Here is a 14,008-nt window from a genome sequence, read left to right as displayed (position 1 = left end):
CGGTTCGGCGCCGAGTTCGAGCAGGAAGGCGGTGAGACCGAGGGTCAGGTCGGGGTCACCGAAGAGCGCGAACTTCTTGCCGTGCAGGTAGGCCTGCGAGTCGGCGATGGCGTCGACCAGGCGGCCGCGTTCGAGTTCGAGCGAGGCCGGGATGGCCTGGCCGGTGAGCTCGGACACCGCCATCAGGAAGGCGTCGGTGCCGGCGACGCCGACCGGGCAGTTCAGCGACACGACCTTCTGGCCGGCCTTCTCGGTGTACTCGGCCGACTTGGCGGCGGAGATGCCCTGCATGAACACGGTGCCCTTGGCGTTCAATGCCGCTTCCATCTGCTCGATGGTGGTGCCGCCCGAGTACATCCGGAATTCGCCGTCGGCCGGGGTATCGAAGACTTCGGACGGGTCGGACAGCAGAGTCGCCTCGACGCCCATGTCCTTCATCATCCGCTTGATCTCGCGGTTGTTGGCGACACAGTAGCCGTCGAAGCCGCCATTGATGTTGATGGCGGGTGTCGTGACTTCGCTGCGCGTCTTGCCTTCCCAGAAGTGCGTCAGGAAGCCCTTGAGCATGTTGTCGTAGCCGGTGACGTGGCTGCCGACGAAGCTCGGGGTGTGCGCGAAGGGTACGCGGAAGTCCTCGGGGATCGAGCCCTTCTGCTTGGCGGTCTTGATGAAGGCGTCGAGGTCGTCACCGATGACTTCGGCCATGCAGGTCGTCGACACGGCGATCATCTTCGGCTTGTACAGCGCGTGTGAGTTGGCGAGGCCGTCGACCATGTTGGTCAGCCCGCCGAACACCGCCGCGTCTTCCGTCATCGAGTCGGACACAGCCGAGCACGGTTCCTTGAAGTGGCGGTTGAAGTGCGAGCGGAAGTAGGCGACACAGCCCTGCGAACCATGCACGTAGGGGAGCGTGCCTTCGAAGCCCGAGGCGCACAGCACTGCGCCGAGCGGCTGGCAGGCCTTGGCCGGATTGACGACGAGCGCTTCACGCTTGAAGTTGAGCTCACGGTATTCCATCGACTTGGTCCAGTCGGCGATCTCCTGGACCTTGGCCGTGCCGCAGCCGCCTTCGAAGCCCTTCTTGCGTTCGAAGAGTTCCTTGTACTCGGGCTCCTCGAACAGGGCGGAGTGATCGAGTACCTTTTCTGCGCTCTGAGACATGATGAATCTCCTTATTTCTTCCAGGGGGCCTTGGTCATGCCCCAAACCGGCGAGTTGATCGCCATGTCCATGTCACGGGCGAAGATCGCGAAGCCGTCGAAGCCGTGATAGGGGCCGGAGTAGTCCCAGCTGTGCATCTGGCGGAAGGGGATGCCCATCTTCTGGAAGATGTACTTTTCCTTGACGCCGGAGCCGATCAGGTCAGGGCGGATCTTCTCGGCGAACTTCTCGAGCTCGAAGCTGGAGACGTCGTCGTAGATCAGCGTGCCGTCCTTCACGTAGTGGGTCGTGCGCTGGTAGTCGTCGCCGTGGCCGAACTCGTAGCCGGTGCCGCAGACTTCCATGCCGAGGTCCTCGTACGCGCCGATGACGTGACGCGGACGCAGGCCCCCGACGTAGAGCATGACCTTCTTGCCCGCCAGGCGCGGCTTGTACTTGTCGATCACCGCCTGCGACAGCGCGGTGTACTTGGCGATGACCTGCTCGGCCTTTTCCTTGATCGTGTCGTCGAAGAAGGCGGCGATGCCGCGCAGCGACTCGGCGATCTTGGTCGGCCCGAAGAGGTTGTACTCGAACCAGGGCACGCCGTACTTCTCTTCGACGTGACGGGCGATGTAGTTCATCGAGCGATAGCAGTGCAGCAGCAGCAGCTTCGCGCGCGGCATCATCTCGATTTCCTTGAGCGTCGCGTCGCCGGTGCCTTGGCCGATCACGCGCAGGCCCATCTCTTCGAGCAGGATGCGCGAGCTCCACGCGTCGCCGCCGATGTTGTAGTCGGCCATCAGCACGACGTCGTAGGGCGTCGATTCGAAGGGCGCGTTGTAGTCCGCCTTGTCGAACACCCAGTCGCGGATCGCGTCGTTGGCGATGTGGTGGCCGAGCGACTGCGACACGCCGCGGAAGCCTTCGCAGCGCACCGGCACCATCGGCAGGTTGATTTCCTTCGACTTCTTCTTCGACACGGCCTCGATGTCGTCGCCGATCAGGCCGATCGGGCACTCGGACTGCACCGAGATGCCCTTCGCGAGCGGGAAGAGCTGGGTGATCTCGTCGACCACCTTGTCGAGCTTCTTGTCGCCGCCGAAGACGATGTCCTTTTCCTGGAAGTCGGACGTGACCTGCATGGCGCCGAAGGCGTCGACCCCGGTGGTGCCGTTGTAGTAGTTGCGGCGCGTCGACCAAGAGTACTGGCCGCAGCCGACGGGGCCATGACTGATGTGCATCATGTCCTTGACCGGACCCCACACCACGCCCTTGGAACCGGCGTAGGCGCAGCCGCGGATCGTCATCACGCCCGGCAGGGACTTGATGTTGGACTTCACGCCGCAGTCGGGCTTGCCTTCTTCATATACGTTGAGGTGCTTGGCGCGCTTCTTCGCGGCCTTCTCCGGATAGACCTCGAGCACCTCATTGATCAACGCCTTGTTGCGCGTCTTGTCGTCGAGTAGTGCACTCATGACGAATCTCCTGTAGTGGTTCCGACGACGCCTCAGGCGACCTTGGCCTTGCCGACGATCGACTCGTCTTCCTTCTGCATGATGCCGAACTCGAGCAACAGGTCTTCCAGCTCGTCCATGGTGATCGGCGTCGGGATCGTGCCGTTGCCCTTGTTGGCGTGGATTTTCTGCGCGAGGGTGCGGTACTCGGCGGCCTGCTTGGAGCCGGGGTCGTACTCGAGCACGGTCATGCGGCGCAGTTCGGCGTGCTGCACGACGTTGTCACGCGGCACGAAGTGGATCAGCGAGGTGCCGAGCTTCTTCGCCAGCGCGTCCGCCAGTTCGTATTCCTTGTCGGTCTGGCGCTCGTTGCAGATCAGGCCGCCAAGGCGCACACCGCCGGCGTTGGCGTACTTCAGGATGCCCTTCGAGATGTTGTTGGCGGCGTACATCGCCATCATCTCGCCCGACATGACGATGTAGATTTCCTGGGCCTTGTTCTCGCGGATCGGCATCGCGAAACCGCCACAGACCACGTCGCCGAGCACATCGTAGGAGACGTAATCGACGCCGTCGTAGGCACCGTTTTCTTCGAGGAAGTTGATCGCGGTGATAACGCCACGGCCGGCGCAGCCGACGCCGGGTTCCGGGCCGCCGGATTCAACGCAGCGGATGTCGCGGTAACCGACGCGCAGCACGTCCTCGAGCTCGAGGTCCTCGACCGAGCCGGCATCGGCGGCGAGCGACAGCACGGTGTCCTGGGCCTTGGCGTGCAGGATCAGGCGAGTCGAGTCAGCCTTCGGGTCGCAGCCCACGATCAGGATCTTCTGGCCCATCTCGGCGAGCGCAGCAAGCGTGTTCTGGGACGTGGTCGACTTGCCGATGCCACCCTTTCCGTAGAACGCGATTTGACGAAGCGACATTTCATTTCTCCTCAAGAAAAGTGAGTCCTGCTTTCACACCCGGCGAACCGGCACGAGTTACCTATGGCAAAGGGCGTGCCAACGGGCTATGACGACCGTGAATGCGTTGTGCCGCAAGGGTTGTAGGGGAGGGGGAGGGGGTTTTCGAGGCGCTTCGCGGGCTGTCGGCAACGCGACAAAGTCGCGGGCGGCTGTCGGACAGTGTCGGGAGGGCGGCAGGAGAGGAAAGCGCCTTCCCCGCTGGCGCGTACGCATGGGAGTAGGGGAACGCGGGGCGTAATGAAAGGGGCATCGGTCTTGCTTTCCAAGGACCAGCCACCCCCTTTCAGGAGATTTGCGATGCCTTTGTTCGATTTCCGCTGTCCGCCGTGCGACAAGACTTTCGAAGTGCTGGTGCTGGGAAGCCGCACGCCCCGTTGCCCGATGTGCGGCAACGAGTCGCTGGAAAAGCAGGTGTCGCGGCCGGCCCCGCCTGGACAGTCCGCAGGGCTCGTCAACGCGGCGCGCGCGCAGGCGAAGCGCGAAGGGCATTTCAGCAATTACTGAACACGCGCCCTCATCGACGATGAGCGCCTGCGCAGACATCCCCTACGGTCAGTCGACGAATCTCGTCGGAATTCCGACCGGGCTGCTCGCGAGCGCCGCGTTCAACGCGCATCCGCTGCCGTTGCGCATCCACGGCGTGCGGGAGATGAACCGTGCGCTGTTCGCGATGCTGCACGACGCAGCCTCGATCGAGGATGCCGTGCTCGCCTTCCAGATCTACATGCGCAGCGTGTTCGACCTCGATGCGCCGCCGGTATGCGACGCGCAGGGGCGCAAGCGCTATCGCGCGAACTACCTGCGCCTGCTGCGCGGCTGGGGCTTCGATGCGAACGGGCGCGAGGCGGCGGTGCTGAAGGGCTGGGTCGAGTCGCGCTTCGGGCTGCAGCCGACCTTCCACAAGGCGCCCCTTGGCCGCTATCCGTCGGAAGCATGGATGACCTACCTCGAAGAGAAAATGAGCGCGCGCTTCCATAACAACGGCATCCATGCGCAACTCGACCTGCTATACGAATACGGCCAGCGGGTGTTTCGGCGCTGGCTGTACCCGGGGCGACATCATCTGACGCTGTATCGCGGCGTCAACGATTTTGCGGAGCACCAGGTTGTCGCCTGGCTGCAGCGCGAAGCGGGGCAAATGAGCCGCCCGCGCGAGGCGATCGCGCGGCAGAACAACCTTGTCTCGTTCACGACACAGCGCGAAGTCGCAGACCAGTTCGGCGACACCATCCTCGAAGTTGAGGTACCCGTGTGCAAGGTCGTCTACTGCAACGCGCTGATGCCGGGGCCGGTGCTGCGCGGCGAAGGCGAGGTGATGGTGCTGGGCGGCGAGTATCGCGTGAAGATGGCGACGCTATGAGCGGGGCCGCCGAACCGACGCTATACGAACGCGCGCTCGGCGCCTACCTGGGCCTCGCGGTCGGGGATGCGCTCGGTGCGACCGTCGAGTTCCTGACGCCGACGGAGATCCGGCAGCAGTATGGCGAGCTGCGAGACATCATCGGCGGCGGCTGGCTCAAGCTGAGGCCGGGGCAGGTTACCGACGACACCCAGATGTCGCTCGCGATGGGGGCGGCGCTGCTCGAATCCGGCGCCTGGGATCTGCCGAACATCGCCCGTCACTGGCTCGCCTGGTTGAAGTCGAAGCCGATCGACGTCGGCAACACTTGTCGCCGCGGACTCGTCCGCTTCGGCCGCGACGGCTCGCTCGAGGCGCCGTTTTCCGACGGCGATGCGGGCAACGGCGCGCTGATGCGCAATCTTCCGGCCATCCTGTTCGCGTTTCGCGATGCGGAGCTCCTCGCTCGTTGTTCGATCGAGCAGGCCCACGTGACCCATCACCACCCGTTCTCCGACGCGGCGACGCTGTGCATCTCGCGCATGATCGCGCTGCTGCTGCAGGGCGGCCACTGGCGCGATAACCTGCGGGCCTTGCGCGGGCTCGCGAAGGAACTCGTCGAGACGCACCGCCAGTTCCGCTTCGAGCCCTATCCGAAACGCGCGACGGGCTATGTCATCGACACGGCGCAGACGGTGCTGCACGCCTTCTTCAGGACCGATAGTTTCGAGTCCTGCGTCGTGACGACGGTGAATCTCGGGGGCGATGCCGATACGACCGGCGCGATCGTCGGCATGTTGGCGGGAGCCTACTACGGTGCCGCGGAGATTCCCGCGCGCTGGCTGAAGAAGCTCGATGCGAGCGTGCGGCGCGAGATCGAACATCAGGCCTTGGCGCTGGTCGCGCTCGGCGCCTAGCCGCGGCGGGAAGGATCGCCGGGAGGAGCCGTGCGACTCCCCCCGGGGTCCTCAATCGCCCATCCCCCGATCAGGCGATCGTTGTGCAGAGCGTCGCGAGCAGGTGCCGGACCGATGCCGGGATCACCGTGATGCCTTGTTCGGCGACGAACTGCAGTTCGTTGCGTGTCAGCGGCCCTTCGATCAGTGCAAAGTGCGGGCCGGCCGAGCGCTTCATGAGCTGGCGTGCGTAGGTGCGCGCGAGCTGGTTGTCGAAGCGGCAGCCGAGGAAGACGAAACCGCGCGTCGCCCGCCGCCGCTGCACCTCAGGCGGGATCGGCGTCTGCAGGTCGATCTCGGTCAGCACTTCGACGAAGTCCGCGTCGGACACGAGGAAGTTGCCCGCGGGCGCGACGCTGCCGAGCGGCTTGTAGAGCAGCGTGTTCCAGCCTTCGGCGGCGCTGTCGTCGCACAGGGTGCCCGCGGCATCGTAGTAGCGCACCCATTCGATGCCTTGCCCGGCGCGCGACTCGGCGCGGCTCACGCCCTGCACCTGGCCCCAGGAGCGGCCTTCGGAGAGCGCCGTGCCGGTCGCCCCGTCGTAACCGAGGTCGACGATCAGCGCCGGACGCAGGCCCGCGAGCCAGCGATGCAGCAGCGACGGGATCGCCGGCTGCGCAAAACACTCGTTCATGATTGAACGCAGCATCTTTCGATGACGGAAGGTCTCGATGTACTGCGCCGCGGCAGTCAGGTTGGTGCGCAGCCGCGCCGGAATCGGCACCTTGCGATGCAGCCGCGCGATGAGTTCCGGATGGCCGACCGGCAGCGCCGCGTTGGCCGCGTCGAGCAGCACTGCTTCGGCGCCAAGATAAGGGATCAGCGAGCCGTTGCTTAGCCCCCGAAGCGTCCCTTCGAGGCTAAGCATGAGATTGTTCGGGGCGTTCATGCTGCGGTCCTCCCGCTCGCTCAGGCCTCGCCGAGGCGTCGTGCCTCGACCGTCACGGGCAGGCGCGTGTCGGCTGCCATCGCCGGCATCTCCAGCATCCAGCCGTTGTCGAGTTCGACCTTGCCCCCCCAGATGGCCGGCTGCTCGGCGCTGACAATGCGCGCTTCCAGGTCCTTCTTCGGCACGTAGATCGAGTAGCCGCCTGAGACTTCCTTGCGTACGGTGACCTTCATGATGCGATTTCCTCGTCGGATGTGAATTCGTCGGCGGTGGCTTCGTCCTGTTCGGCCTCGAAGTCGAGCGAACGCAGTTCGCGCCCCTTCATGCCGACGACGTAGCCCCGGTCGACAAAGTCGATGCCGTAGATGTAGAACTGCTGCAGGAAGGTGCCGATGCTCTTGACGTAGCCGACGTCGCCCTTCTTCACCAGCAGCTCGCCGATCTCGCGCCCGCAGAACGTGCCGTCGTTCTTGACGTTCTTACGGGAGATGACCTTCTCGCCGTAGTCGAAGGCCGGATCACCGTCGAGTTCGACGGTGTCGGAGTCGCGTGCAAACATGTCCGATCCTCCCTCATGCGACCATCGTTCCGGCGCCGGCGGTCGACTTGGCAAACCAGTCGATCAGCGACGCCTCGATGTATTCGTGCGCGTAGCCCTCGATCGCATCGACGCCCGCGGCGGCGAGATCCTTGCGCGGGCAATGGCCGATCTTCGCGACGAACACCGCGGCGCAGCCCGCCAACGCCTCAACGATCCCCGGCATCGCCTCATCGTCCTCAAAGCCGCCCTGGCAGTAGAGCGACACCTTGCGATGGCCGATGAACTTCGCGCCGGCCGCCGAGAGCTCATACACCTGGAACTCCTCGGCGTGCCCGAAATGCTGGTTGATCCGCCCCGAGCCCTTGGTTGCGACCGCGACAAGGCGCGTCTCGGCCGTCGCCGCGACCTGAACCTTCGCCGCATCCGCGGCCGCCGTCTGATCGGCACGCTCGCGTTCGACAAAGCTGCGATAGGCCGCGCGTGCCTCATTCATCTGTTCCGCATCGATCTCGGCGGCGATGGCCTCGATCGCCGCCGAGCCAAACTCCGCGCCGCGGTCTTCGCCCAGCATGCCGACGGCGTCCGCGCGGCACTGGCGGCAGTGGCGCATCAGCTGCATGTCGCCTTCGCACGCATCCTGCAGTGCCTTGAGCTCCGCCGGCGTGGGGCCGCGCTGGCCGGTCAGGCCGAAGTGCGTGCCGTGTGCCGGATCGGAGATCAGCGGCATGATGTTGTGCAGGAAGGCGCCGCGCGACTTCACCGCTGCGTTCACCTCGACAAGGTGGCGGTCGTTGATGCCCGGGATCATCACCGAATTGACCTTCACCAGGATCCCCTCGGCGACCAGCATCTCCAGCCCCCGCATCTGCCGCTCATGCAGGAGGCGCGCCGCCTCGACGCCGTGGTAGCGCTTGTGATCGAAGAAGATCCACGGATAGATCCGCGCGCCGATCTCCGGATCGACCATGTTGATCGTGATCGTCACGTGATCGACGCCCAGCGCCTTGATGCGCTCGACGTGGTCGGGCAGAGCCAGGCCGTTCGTCGACAGGCACAGGCGGATGTCGGGTGCGGCCGCCTTGATCAACTCGAAGGTACGGAAGGTCTTCTCCGGGTTCGCCAGCGCGTCGCCCGGCCCTGCGACGCCGACCACCGACAGCTGTGGGATGCGCGCCGCCACGGCCAGCACCTTCTTCGCCGCAAATTCCGGCGTGAGTTTTTCCGACACCACGCCCGGCCGGCTTTCATTCGCGCAGTCGTACTTGCGGTTGCAGTAGTTGCACTGGATGTTGCAGGCGGGCGCGACCGCGACGTGCATGCGTGCGAAGTGGTGGTGCGCTTCGGCGCTGTAGCAGGGGTGGTCATGCACCTTGTCGCGGATGTGCTGCGGCAGTCCCGCCGAGCTGCCCGATCCACAGCCCCCCTTGGTCGCCGTCGCGCAGCCGCCGGCGGAGGCCGGTTTCGCGCTGCCGACGACGTTCAGCGGGATGATGCGGGGAAGGCTGGAGCCGGGCGGACGGGATCCGGACGACAAGGACGCAGACATGGCATTCTCCGTTGAACCTGGTATTCGTTGGCGCGACGCGCTTTCGATACAGGTATTGCAACGGCTATGCCATTACTGTTCGTGTACTCTAAGTGCCTGGAAGCTAAGTGATTTATGCGGGGAGGCCGGTGCGGCCGGACCTGTCTGCTTCGAAACAAACGCGGCGGGATTGCGACATTTCCCGCGTCAGGGCGCGATTACGGACACCGCTTCGTCGGCGACCACCACGCGATTCCGTCCCAAGGCCTTCGCCCGATACAAGGCCGCATCCGCCCGTGCAAGCGTGTCGGCGAGCGAACGGTCGCGGTCGCTCCGTGACGCCAGGCCGATGCTGACGGTAATCGGCTTCGGTTCCGTGAGCTTCTCGGCCACCGCGAGGCGCAGCTTCTCCGCCACGCGGTGCGCGCCTTCGGCGTTCGCGCCCGGCATCAGCACGAGGAATTCCTCGCCGCCGTAGCGGCCCACGCTGTCGGACGACCGGACCTCACGTTGCAGCAGATGCGCCACCAGCCGGATCACGTCGTCGCCTGCGATATGGCCGAAGTCGTCGTTGATGCTTTTGAAATGGTCGATGTCGATCATCAACAGCGACAGCTCACGATCGCTGCGCTCGCCCCGCTCGAGGCGCGACGCGAGGGCCATGATCGAGCGCCGGTTCGGGATGCCCGTCAGGCCGTCCAGGTTCGCCTCCTTGATCTGCGCATGACTGATGGCCCTCGCTCGCCAGGCCAGCACGACGATCGCGGCACTGAGCAGCGTCCACAGCGCACAGACGATGACGAGACGCTCCTGCCAGGGCCCGAGCAGCTCCTGAGCCGCGATCGTCGCGACTGCAACCAACGGATAATCCGAAAGCCGGTGAAAGGCGATGATGCGCCGCTGCTGGTCGAGCTGCGAAGTCGAATCCAGGACAAAGGACGGATTGGCCGGCGACAGCGCCACCAGCTCCTTCTGACGCGACACCTGTTTCCCGACGTGCAGCGCGTGGTCGGGCATTCGCGCGTAGATCTTGCCGTCCGGCGACATCAGCGCCCGCGTGCTGCCCTTCACGACCGTCAGCCCACCCAGCCGGCTCTGCAGGATGCCGACATCCACGACGACGACGATGACCGCGGTCAGCCCTCCGCGTTCATCGCGCAGTCCCTCGCTCACCGCGAAGAACCATTTTCCCGTATGCACCTTCGACAGCAGCGGCGGGCCGACGTAGAGATCGCTGGTCGGCGTCCGCGCGTGGTAGGCGTAGTACTCGCGGTCGCGGATGTCCGGCGGCGCGCCCGTGCCGGTCCAATCCGTGATGCGCCCGTCCGGCGATACGATGAGCAGGTCCATCGCATAGGGCGTGTGCGCCTGCAGATCGAGGAGTGCAGCGCGCACCGCGGCCGCATCGTGCGCTTCTCGACGGACCGGCGGCCGCACCAGCAGCGCAATCGAGCGAAGCAATTGCGTCGTCGCCTCAAGCGTGCCTTCGGCCGCGAGTGCCGTCTGGTCGGCGATCTGCTCGGCCGATTCCCTCCCCGCGGCAAGCGTCGCCCGATAGTCGTAGACGCCGTATGCAGCGAACATCGTAGCGAGGACCAGGATCGCCGCCGCCGCGACCATGGTGAATCCGAAGCGCTGCGGCGTCGCGGACGTGGATCGCGGAACTAGGATTGGCGTGGGCGTCTTCATTGTTGGCATGGGCGGGATGCTTACCCATGATTCTCACATGGAATTTGCCCGGGCAGCGTGAAAAGTCTCCCGCGTCTATGACTTTAGTTAGAGCTGCGAGTCGTCCGGCCGGATGCGACTGTCGTGATCCGGATGGGCCTTCTGTCGCGTTTGGGACAAACAATGTCGCGACACGCGTAGCGATTGCATTTTCTAAGTAATTGATGGGTAACGGGAAGTTCCGTGGCATGGTTCTCGCAACGGCTCCGCTACCCAATCACCGAAGATGCGAGACCTCACCATGACGACCCCCACGCTTTTCGCCGCCCTCGAAGGCAAGCTGCTGTCCCCGACCGTCAGCGGCCCCACCCAAAAGACCAACCGCTACGGCTTCCGCGGCGAACTCGGTCTCAAGTTCCCGCCCTCCGTCGCCGGCGAAAAGCGCCCGCCCGAAATCAAGGCTGACCAGGTGATCCTCGCGGCCGAAGGCGAGCAGCTCGTGTTCCTCGCCCTGCACGTCGACTCGCTCGCCTATCTCGACTTCGTGCGCGACACCTTTGGCGCTGCGCTCACGCCGGCGGGCAAGTACTTCGTCTTCGCGGGCAACGTCGATATCTCGAAGAAATTCCTGCTCGAATTCGAGGGCGTGAGCTTCTACGTGCTGCCGCTCGACGAAGCGACCGTCTACAACGAGCTGCTCGACCTGTTGTACCTGGAAAAGGGCGACCTGAAGAAGCTGTCGCCTGAGGCCAAGGTCGACGCCATCGTCGACGCCGCCGCGAAGGGGCCGAGCGGCTTCCCGCGCATCGAATACAGCCAGGCACTGGCCGAAATGGGCCTGGTGAAGGTCGCCGAGAACCGTCCGGTGTGACAGCGAATTAGCCCCAGCGCTGTTCTCACCCGACCACGTAGCCCGGCACCGGGAGAAGTCCCCACCGGGCTGTCGAGAGCGCCGGATCGTGTCGGTTTGCGTCGCCGCCCCCGCAGCCCGACACGGGCCGGGAAGCCGAAGGCCGCGAACGCCTGCCCGGTGGGGACTTCTCCCGGCGCCGGGCGGATCGAAGTCCCCCTCAAAGCTGCTTCACCTCAATGTTGTACTTGCGCAGCGCATAACCGATCTGCCGCGGCGTCAATCCCAGCAGCCGCGCCGCCTTCGCCTGCACCCACCCGCAGCGCTCCATCGCATCGACCAACCGGTCACGCTCGCTCACCGGCACGCCACGACGCTCCACCCCCTGCGGCGCCTCCTCCTCGTCCGCGGAAGAAGGAGCGGGTGTCGGCATCGGTCGCGAAACCGGCGTCAAGCTGCGGGACGGCATGCCCGCCACCGGAAAGCACGCCCGCGCCTGCGTCGTCTCCAGCAGCATCGACGAAAAACACTGCCCCTTCTGGCAGCGCATATCCGCCTCCCGGATCACATTCGCGCGCGTCATCGTCGCCGCCCGCTGAATGCAGTTCTCCAACTCCCGCACATTCCCCGGCCAGTTGCACTGCATCAGGATATCGACCGCCCCCGGCGTGATCGTCAGCTGCCGCCGGTTCTCGCTGTTGAAGCGCTCGAGGAAGAAATCGACCAGCAACGGAATATCGTCCTTCCGCTCCCGGAGCGCCGGCAGGAAGATCGCCACCACGTTGAGCCGGAAGTAGAGATCCGCACGGAACTCATTCTTCTGCACCATCTCCTCCAGATTGCGATTCGTCGCCGCGACCAGCCGCACATCCGTCTTGATCGTCTTGTTGCCGCCGACGCGCTCGAACTCCTGCTCCTGCAGCACGCGCAGCAACTTCGCCTGGAAGGCGGGCGAAATGTCGCCGATCTCGTCGAGGAAGATCGTGCCCCCGCGCGCCAGCTCGAAACGTCCCTTGCGCTCCGAGGTCGCGCCCGTGAAGGCGCCCCGCTCGTGACCGAAGAGCTCCGACTCCAACAGCGTCTCCGGCAGCGCCGCGCAATTGAGCTTCACGAACGGGCCCTTCGCGCGCGGCGACAGATAGTGGATCGCATGCGCAATCGCCTCCTTGCCGGTGCCCGATTCGCCGCGCAACAACACCGTCGCTCCCGAAGGCGCCGCCTGATGCACGTCCGTGAAGACCTCCTTCATCCGCTTCGAGCGCCCGACCACGTTCTCGATGTCGTACTGCCCTTGCAACTGCTTTTGCAGCCGTGCGGACTCCTCCAGCAGCACCTGACGGTCCGCCGCCACCGCCTGATGCAGACGGAAGGTCTGGGCGAGCAGGTTCGCGACCAGCGACAGCATGCGCATGTCCCGCTCGAAATTGACGCTTTCCTCGTCTTCCGGATGCCGATCGGCCGACAGGATGCCTATCACTTCCCGGTCCACCTTCAGCGGCACGACGAGGTAGGACACCCCCTCCATCTGCTCGGGATCGCGCCCCGTGCGGTTCGTGAAGTGGGCGTCGGCGGCAATGTCGGGGATCACGATCGGCGAGCCGCTGCGAATCACCTTCGAGATGATTCCCCGCCGCGGATCCAGGATCGGTGCCTCGCTCATCGGCCACGGCACGCCCGCTGCACCAAGAATGTGCAGTTGGCCATCCGTCTGCACCAAACCGACCACCGCGTGCCGCATATTCAGCTGCGACAGCAGCAGCTGCAACACCGTTTGCAGGCACTGCCGAAAATCCAGCGAAGAGGTCAGTACCTTGCTGATCTCGTAAATTGTCAGCAGATCGATGTCGGATGAGCGACGATAATTTTGCGCGGGCGCCATCGTAATAACCTTGGTCAGTGTATGGATACAATGTTGCGCCGCAAGAAGTGCGCCATTGTCCCGCCCTATCAGGGCTACGTCCTTGACTTTGTTGTCTTACTGCGAGCGGGGTACGAAAAACTGTTAGAATCGCGAGCTAGGCTTTTTTCGCTTACTTTTTGCTTACCGATTCAAACCGGAGTTTTTACATGGCCATCGAACGCACCCTGTCCATCATCAAGCCCGACGCTGTCGCCAAGAACGTGATCGGCAAGATCTACCAGCGCTTCGAAGATGCGGGCCTGAAGATCATCGCCTCGAAGATGGTTCACCTGTCCGAGCGCGAAGCCGGCCAGTTCTACGCCGTCCACAAGGAACGTCCCTTCTTCAAGGATCTCGTCTCCTTCATGATCTCCGGCCCGGTCATGATCCAAGTGCTGGAAGGTGAAGGCGCGATCGCCAAGAACCGCGACCTGATGGGCGCCACCGACCCGAAGAAGGCCGCTGCCGGCACCATCCGCGCCGACTTCGCCGACTCGATCGACGCGAACGCCGTTCACGGCTCCGACGCTGCCGAAACGGCCGCTGTCGAAGTCGCGTTCTTCTTCCCCGGGATGAACGTTTACGCCCGCTAAGCCTCTCAGGGCTACGCCCGCGCATCGGCCCGCGCACTTCGTGCGTCGCGGGCCGATTGCATTTTGAGGGCAACACAGGAAACACATGGAAACACCGGTCAATCTGCTCGATTTCGACGTCGACGGCCTCGTCGCCTGGTTCGCGGAGCGCGGCGAAAAGCCCTTCCGTGCGCGCCAGGTGATGC

15 protein-coding genes are annotated in these 14,008 nt (G+C 64.6%); 6 read left to right on the top strand and 9 right to left on the bottom strand.

Translation table 11 applies throughout. The features are described 5' to 3' along the window. The 3 genes from nifK to nifH all read right to left on the bottom strand — a co-directional run. A partial coding sequence (nifK, locus tag VJ673_RS21590) for a nitrogenase molybdenum-iron protein subunit beta (protein ID WP_324128235.1) occupies positions 1-1,161 on the bottom strand: 1,161 nt, incomplete at its 3' end. Between the two features lie 11 nt (positions 1,162-1,172). Further along, positions 1,173-2,618, bottom strand: coding sequence for a nitrogenase molybdenum-iron protein alpha chain (gene nifD / locus VJ673_RS21585; protein WP_324128234.1), 1,446 nt, complete (start codon positions 2,616-2,618; stop codon positions 1,173-1,175). 32 nt (positions 2,619-2,650) lie between these two features. Next, positions 2,651-3,520 carry a nitrogenase iron protein gene (gene nifH, locus VJ673_RS21580; protein ID WP_076601595.1) on the bottom strand — a complete coding sequence of 290 codons (870 nt, stop codon included), beginning with the start codon at positions 3,518-3,520 and terminating at the stop codon, positions 2,651-2,653. Positions 3,521-3,859: 339 nt separating this feature from the next. On the opposite strand from nifH, the gene VJ673_RS21575 reads away from it, so the two are divergent. The 3 genes from VJ673_RS21575 to draG are packed head-to-tail and all read left to right on the top strand — an operon-like array spanning position 3,860 to position 5,818. Further along, on the top strand, positions 3,860-4,066 hold the full coding sequence (locus tag VJ673_RS21575) for an FmdB family zinc ribbon protein (protein WP_324128233.1): 207 nt from the start codon (positions 3,860-3,862) through the stop codon (positions 4,064-4,066). A gap of 19 nt (positions 4,067-4,085) precedes the next feature. Then, on the top strand, positions 4,086-4,922 hold the full coding sequence (locus tag VJ673_RS21570; RefSeq protein ID WP_324128232.1) for an NAD(+)--dinitrogen-reductase ADP-D-ribosyltransferase: 837 nt from the start codon (positions 4,086-4,088) through the stop codon (positions 4,920-4,922). Then, positions 4,919-5,818 carry an ADP-ribosyl-[dinitrogen reductase] hydrolase gene (draG, locus tag VJ673_RS21565; RefSeq protein ID WP_324128231.1) on the top strand — a complete coding sequence of 300 codons (900 nt, stop codon included), beginning with the start codon at positions 4,919-4,921 and terminating at the stop codon, positions 5,816-5,818. The genes VJ673_RS21570 and draG overlap by 4 nt, the downstream gene beginning before the upstream one ends. Positions 5,819-5,888: 70 nt before the next feature. Here draG and VJ673_RS21560 read toward each other — a convergent pair whose 3' ends face one another. The 5 genes from VJ673_RS21560 to VJ673_RS21540 form a co-directional block, all read right to left on the bottom strand. Beyond that, on the bottom strand, positions 5,889-6,746 hold the full coding sequence (locus VJ673_RS21560; protein WP_324128230.1) for an SIR2 family protein: 858 nt from the start codon (positions 6,744-6,746) through the stop codon (positions 5,889-5,891). A gap of 20 nt (positions 6,747-6,766) precedes the next feature. Next, positions 6,767-6,979 carry a putative nitrogen fixation protein NifT gene (gene nifT / locus VJ673_RS21555; RefSeq protein WP_324128229.1) on the bottom strand — a complete coding sequence of 71 codons (213 nt, stop codon included), beginning with the start codon at positions 6,977-6,979 and terminating at the stop codon, positions 6,767-6,769. Further along, the gene (locus VJ673_RS21550; RefSeq protein ID WP_324128228.1) at positions 6,976-7,305 is read right to left on the bottom strand and encodes a nitrogen fixation protein NifZ; all 330 of its coding nucleotides are present in this window, start codon (positions 7,303-7,305) and stop codon (positions 6,976-6,978) included. The genes nifT and VJ673_RS21550 overlap by 4 nt, the downstream gene beginning before the upstream one ends. A gap of 13 nt (positions 7,306-7,318) precedes the next feature. Next, on the bottom strand, positions 7,319-8,833 hold the full coding sequence (gene nifB, locus VJ673_RS21545; RefSeq protein ID WP_324128227.1) for a nitrogenase cofactor biosynthesis protein NifB: 1,515 nt from the start codon (positions 8,831-8,833) through the stop codon (positions 7,319-7,321). Between the two features lie 186 nt (positions 8,834-9,019). Next, positions 9,020-10,510: a GGDEF domain-containing protein gene (locus VJ673_RS21540; RefSeq protein ID WP_324128226.1), complete on the bottom strand. Its 1,491-nt coding sequence runs from the start codon at positions 10,508-10,510 to the stop codon at positions 9,020-9,022. 271 nt (positions 10,511-10,781) lie between these two features. Between VJ673_RS21540 and VJ673_RS21535 the strand changes: the two genes are divergently transcribed. Continuing rightward, positions 10,782-11,351, top strand: a complete 570-nt coding sequence (locus tag VJ673_RS21535) for a hypothetical protein (RefSeq protein WP_324128225.1) — start codon at positions 10,782-10,784, stop codon at positions 11,349-11,351. A 199-nt stretch (positions 11,352-11,550) separates the two neighbouring features. Here the strand turns inward: VJ673_RS21535 and nifA are convergent, their stop codons facing one another. Next, positions 11,551-13,209, bottom strand: a complete 1,659-nt coding sequence (nifA, locus tag VJ673_RS21530) for a nif-specific transcriptional activator NifA (protein ID WP_324128224.1) — start codon at positions 13,207-13,209, stop codon at positions 11,551-11,553. Between the two features lie 188 nt (positions 13,210-13,397). On the opposite strand from nifA, the gene ndk reads away from it, so the two are divergent. Beyond that, complete coding sequence (ndk, locus tag VJ673_RS21525) at positions 13,398-13,823, top strand: nucleoside-diphosphate kinase (RefSeq protein WP_324128223.1); 426 nt, start codon at positions 13,398-13,400, stop codon at positions 13,821-13,823. 85 nt (positions 13,824-13,908) lie between these two features. Next, positions 13,909-14,008, top strand: a 100-nt coding sequence (locus VJ673_RS21520; RefSeq protein WP_324128236.1) for a hypothetical protein, incomplete at its 3' end; no start/stop codon positions are given.

The organism is Aromatoleum sp. (assembly GCF_035254505.1).
In the GTDB taxonomy this organism is placed as follows: Bacteria; Pseudomonadota; Gammaproteobacteria; order Burkholderiales; family Rhodocyclaceae; genus Aromatoleum.
The sequence above is the reverse complement of the archived record's forward strand: the minus strand, read 5'-3'. Positions and strand labels throughout refer to the sequence as shown.

Excerpts from the sequence above, each read along its gene's own strand:
- nifA (WP_324128224.1), bottom strand. The coding sequence starts at position 13,209 with ATGGCGCCCGCGCAAAATTATCGTCGCTCATCCGACATCGATCTGCTG.
- VJ673_RS21540 (WP_324128226.1), bottom strand. The coding sequence starts at position 10,510 with ATGCCAACAATGAAGACGCCCACGCCAATCCTAGTTCCGCGATCCACG.
- nifB (WP_324128227.1), bottom strand. The coding sequence starts at position 8,833 with ATGTCTGCGTCCTTGTCGTCCGGATCCCGTCCGCCCGGCTCCAGCCTT.
- VJ673_RS21570 (WP_324128232.1), top strand. The coding sequence starts at position 4,086 with ATGAGCGCCTGCGCAGACATCCCCTACGGTCAGTCGACGAATCTCGTC.
- nifD (WP_324128234.1), bottom strand. The coding sequence starts at position 2,618 with ATGAGTGCACTACTCGACGACAAGACGCGCAACAAGGCGTTGATCAAT.
- nifT (WP_324128229.1), bottom strand. The coding sequence starts at position 6,979 with ATGAAGGTCACCGTACGCAAGGAAGTCTCAGGCGGCTACTCGATCTAC.
- VJ673_RS21560 (WP_324128230.1), bottom strand. The coding sequence starts at position 6,746 with ATGAACGCCCCGAACAATCTCATGCTTAGCCTCGAAGGGACGCTTCGG.
- draG (WP_324128231.1), top strand. The coding sequence starts at position 4,919 with ATGAGCGGGGCCGCCGAACCGACGCTATACGAACGCGCGCTCGGCGCC.
- VJ673_RS21550 (WP_324128228.1), bottom strand. The coding sequence starts at position 7,305 with ATGTTTGCACGCGACTCCGACACCGTCGAACTCGACGGTGATCCGGCC.
- nifH (WP_076601595.1), bottom strand. The coding sequence starts at position 3,520 with ATGTCGCTTCGTCAAATCGCGTTCTACGGAAAGGGTGGCATCGGCAAG.
- ndk (WP_324128223.1), top strand. The coding sequence starts at position 13,398 with ATGGCCATCGAACGCACCCTGTCCATCATCAAGCCCGACGCTGTCGCC.
- VJ673_RS21535 (WP_324128225.1), top strand. The coding sequence starts at position 10,782 with ATGACGACCCCCACGCTTTTCGCCGCCCTCGAAGGCAAGCTGCTGTCC.
- VJ673_RS21575 (WP_324128233.1), top strand. The coding sequence starts at position 3,860 with ATGCCTTTGTTCGATTTCCGCTGTCCGCCGTGCGACAAGACTTTCGAA.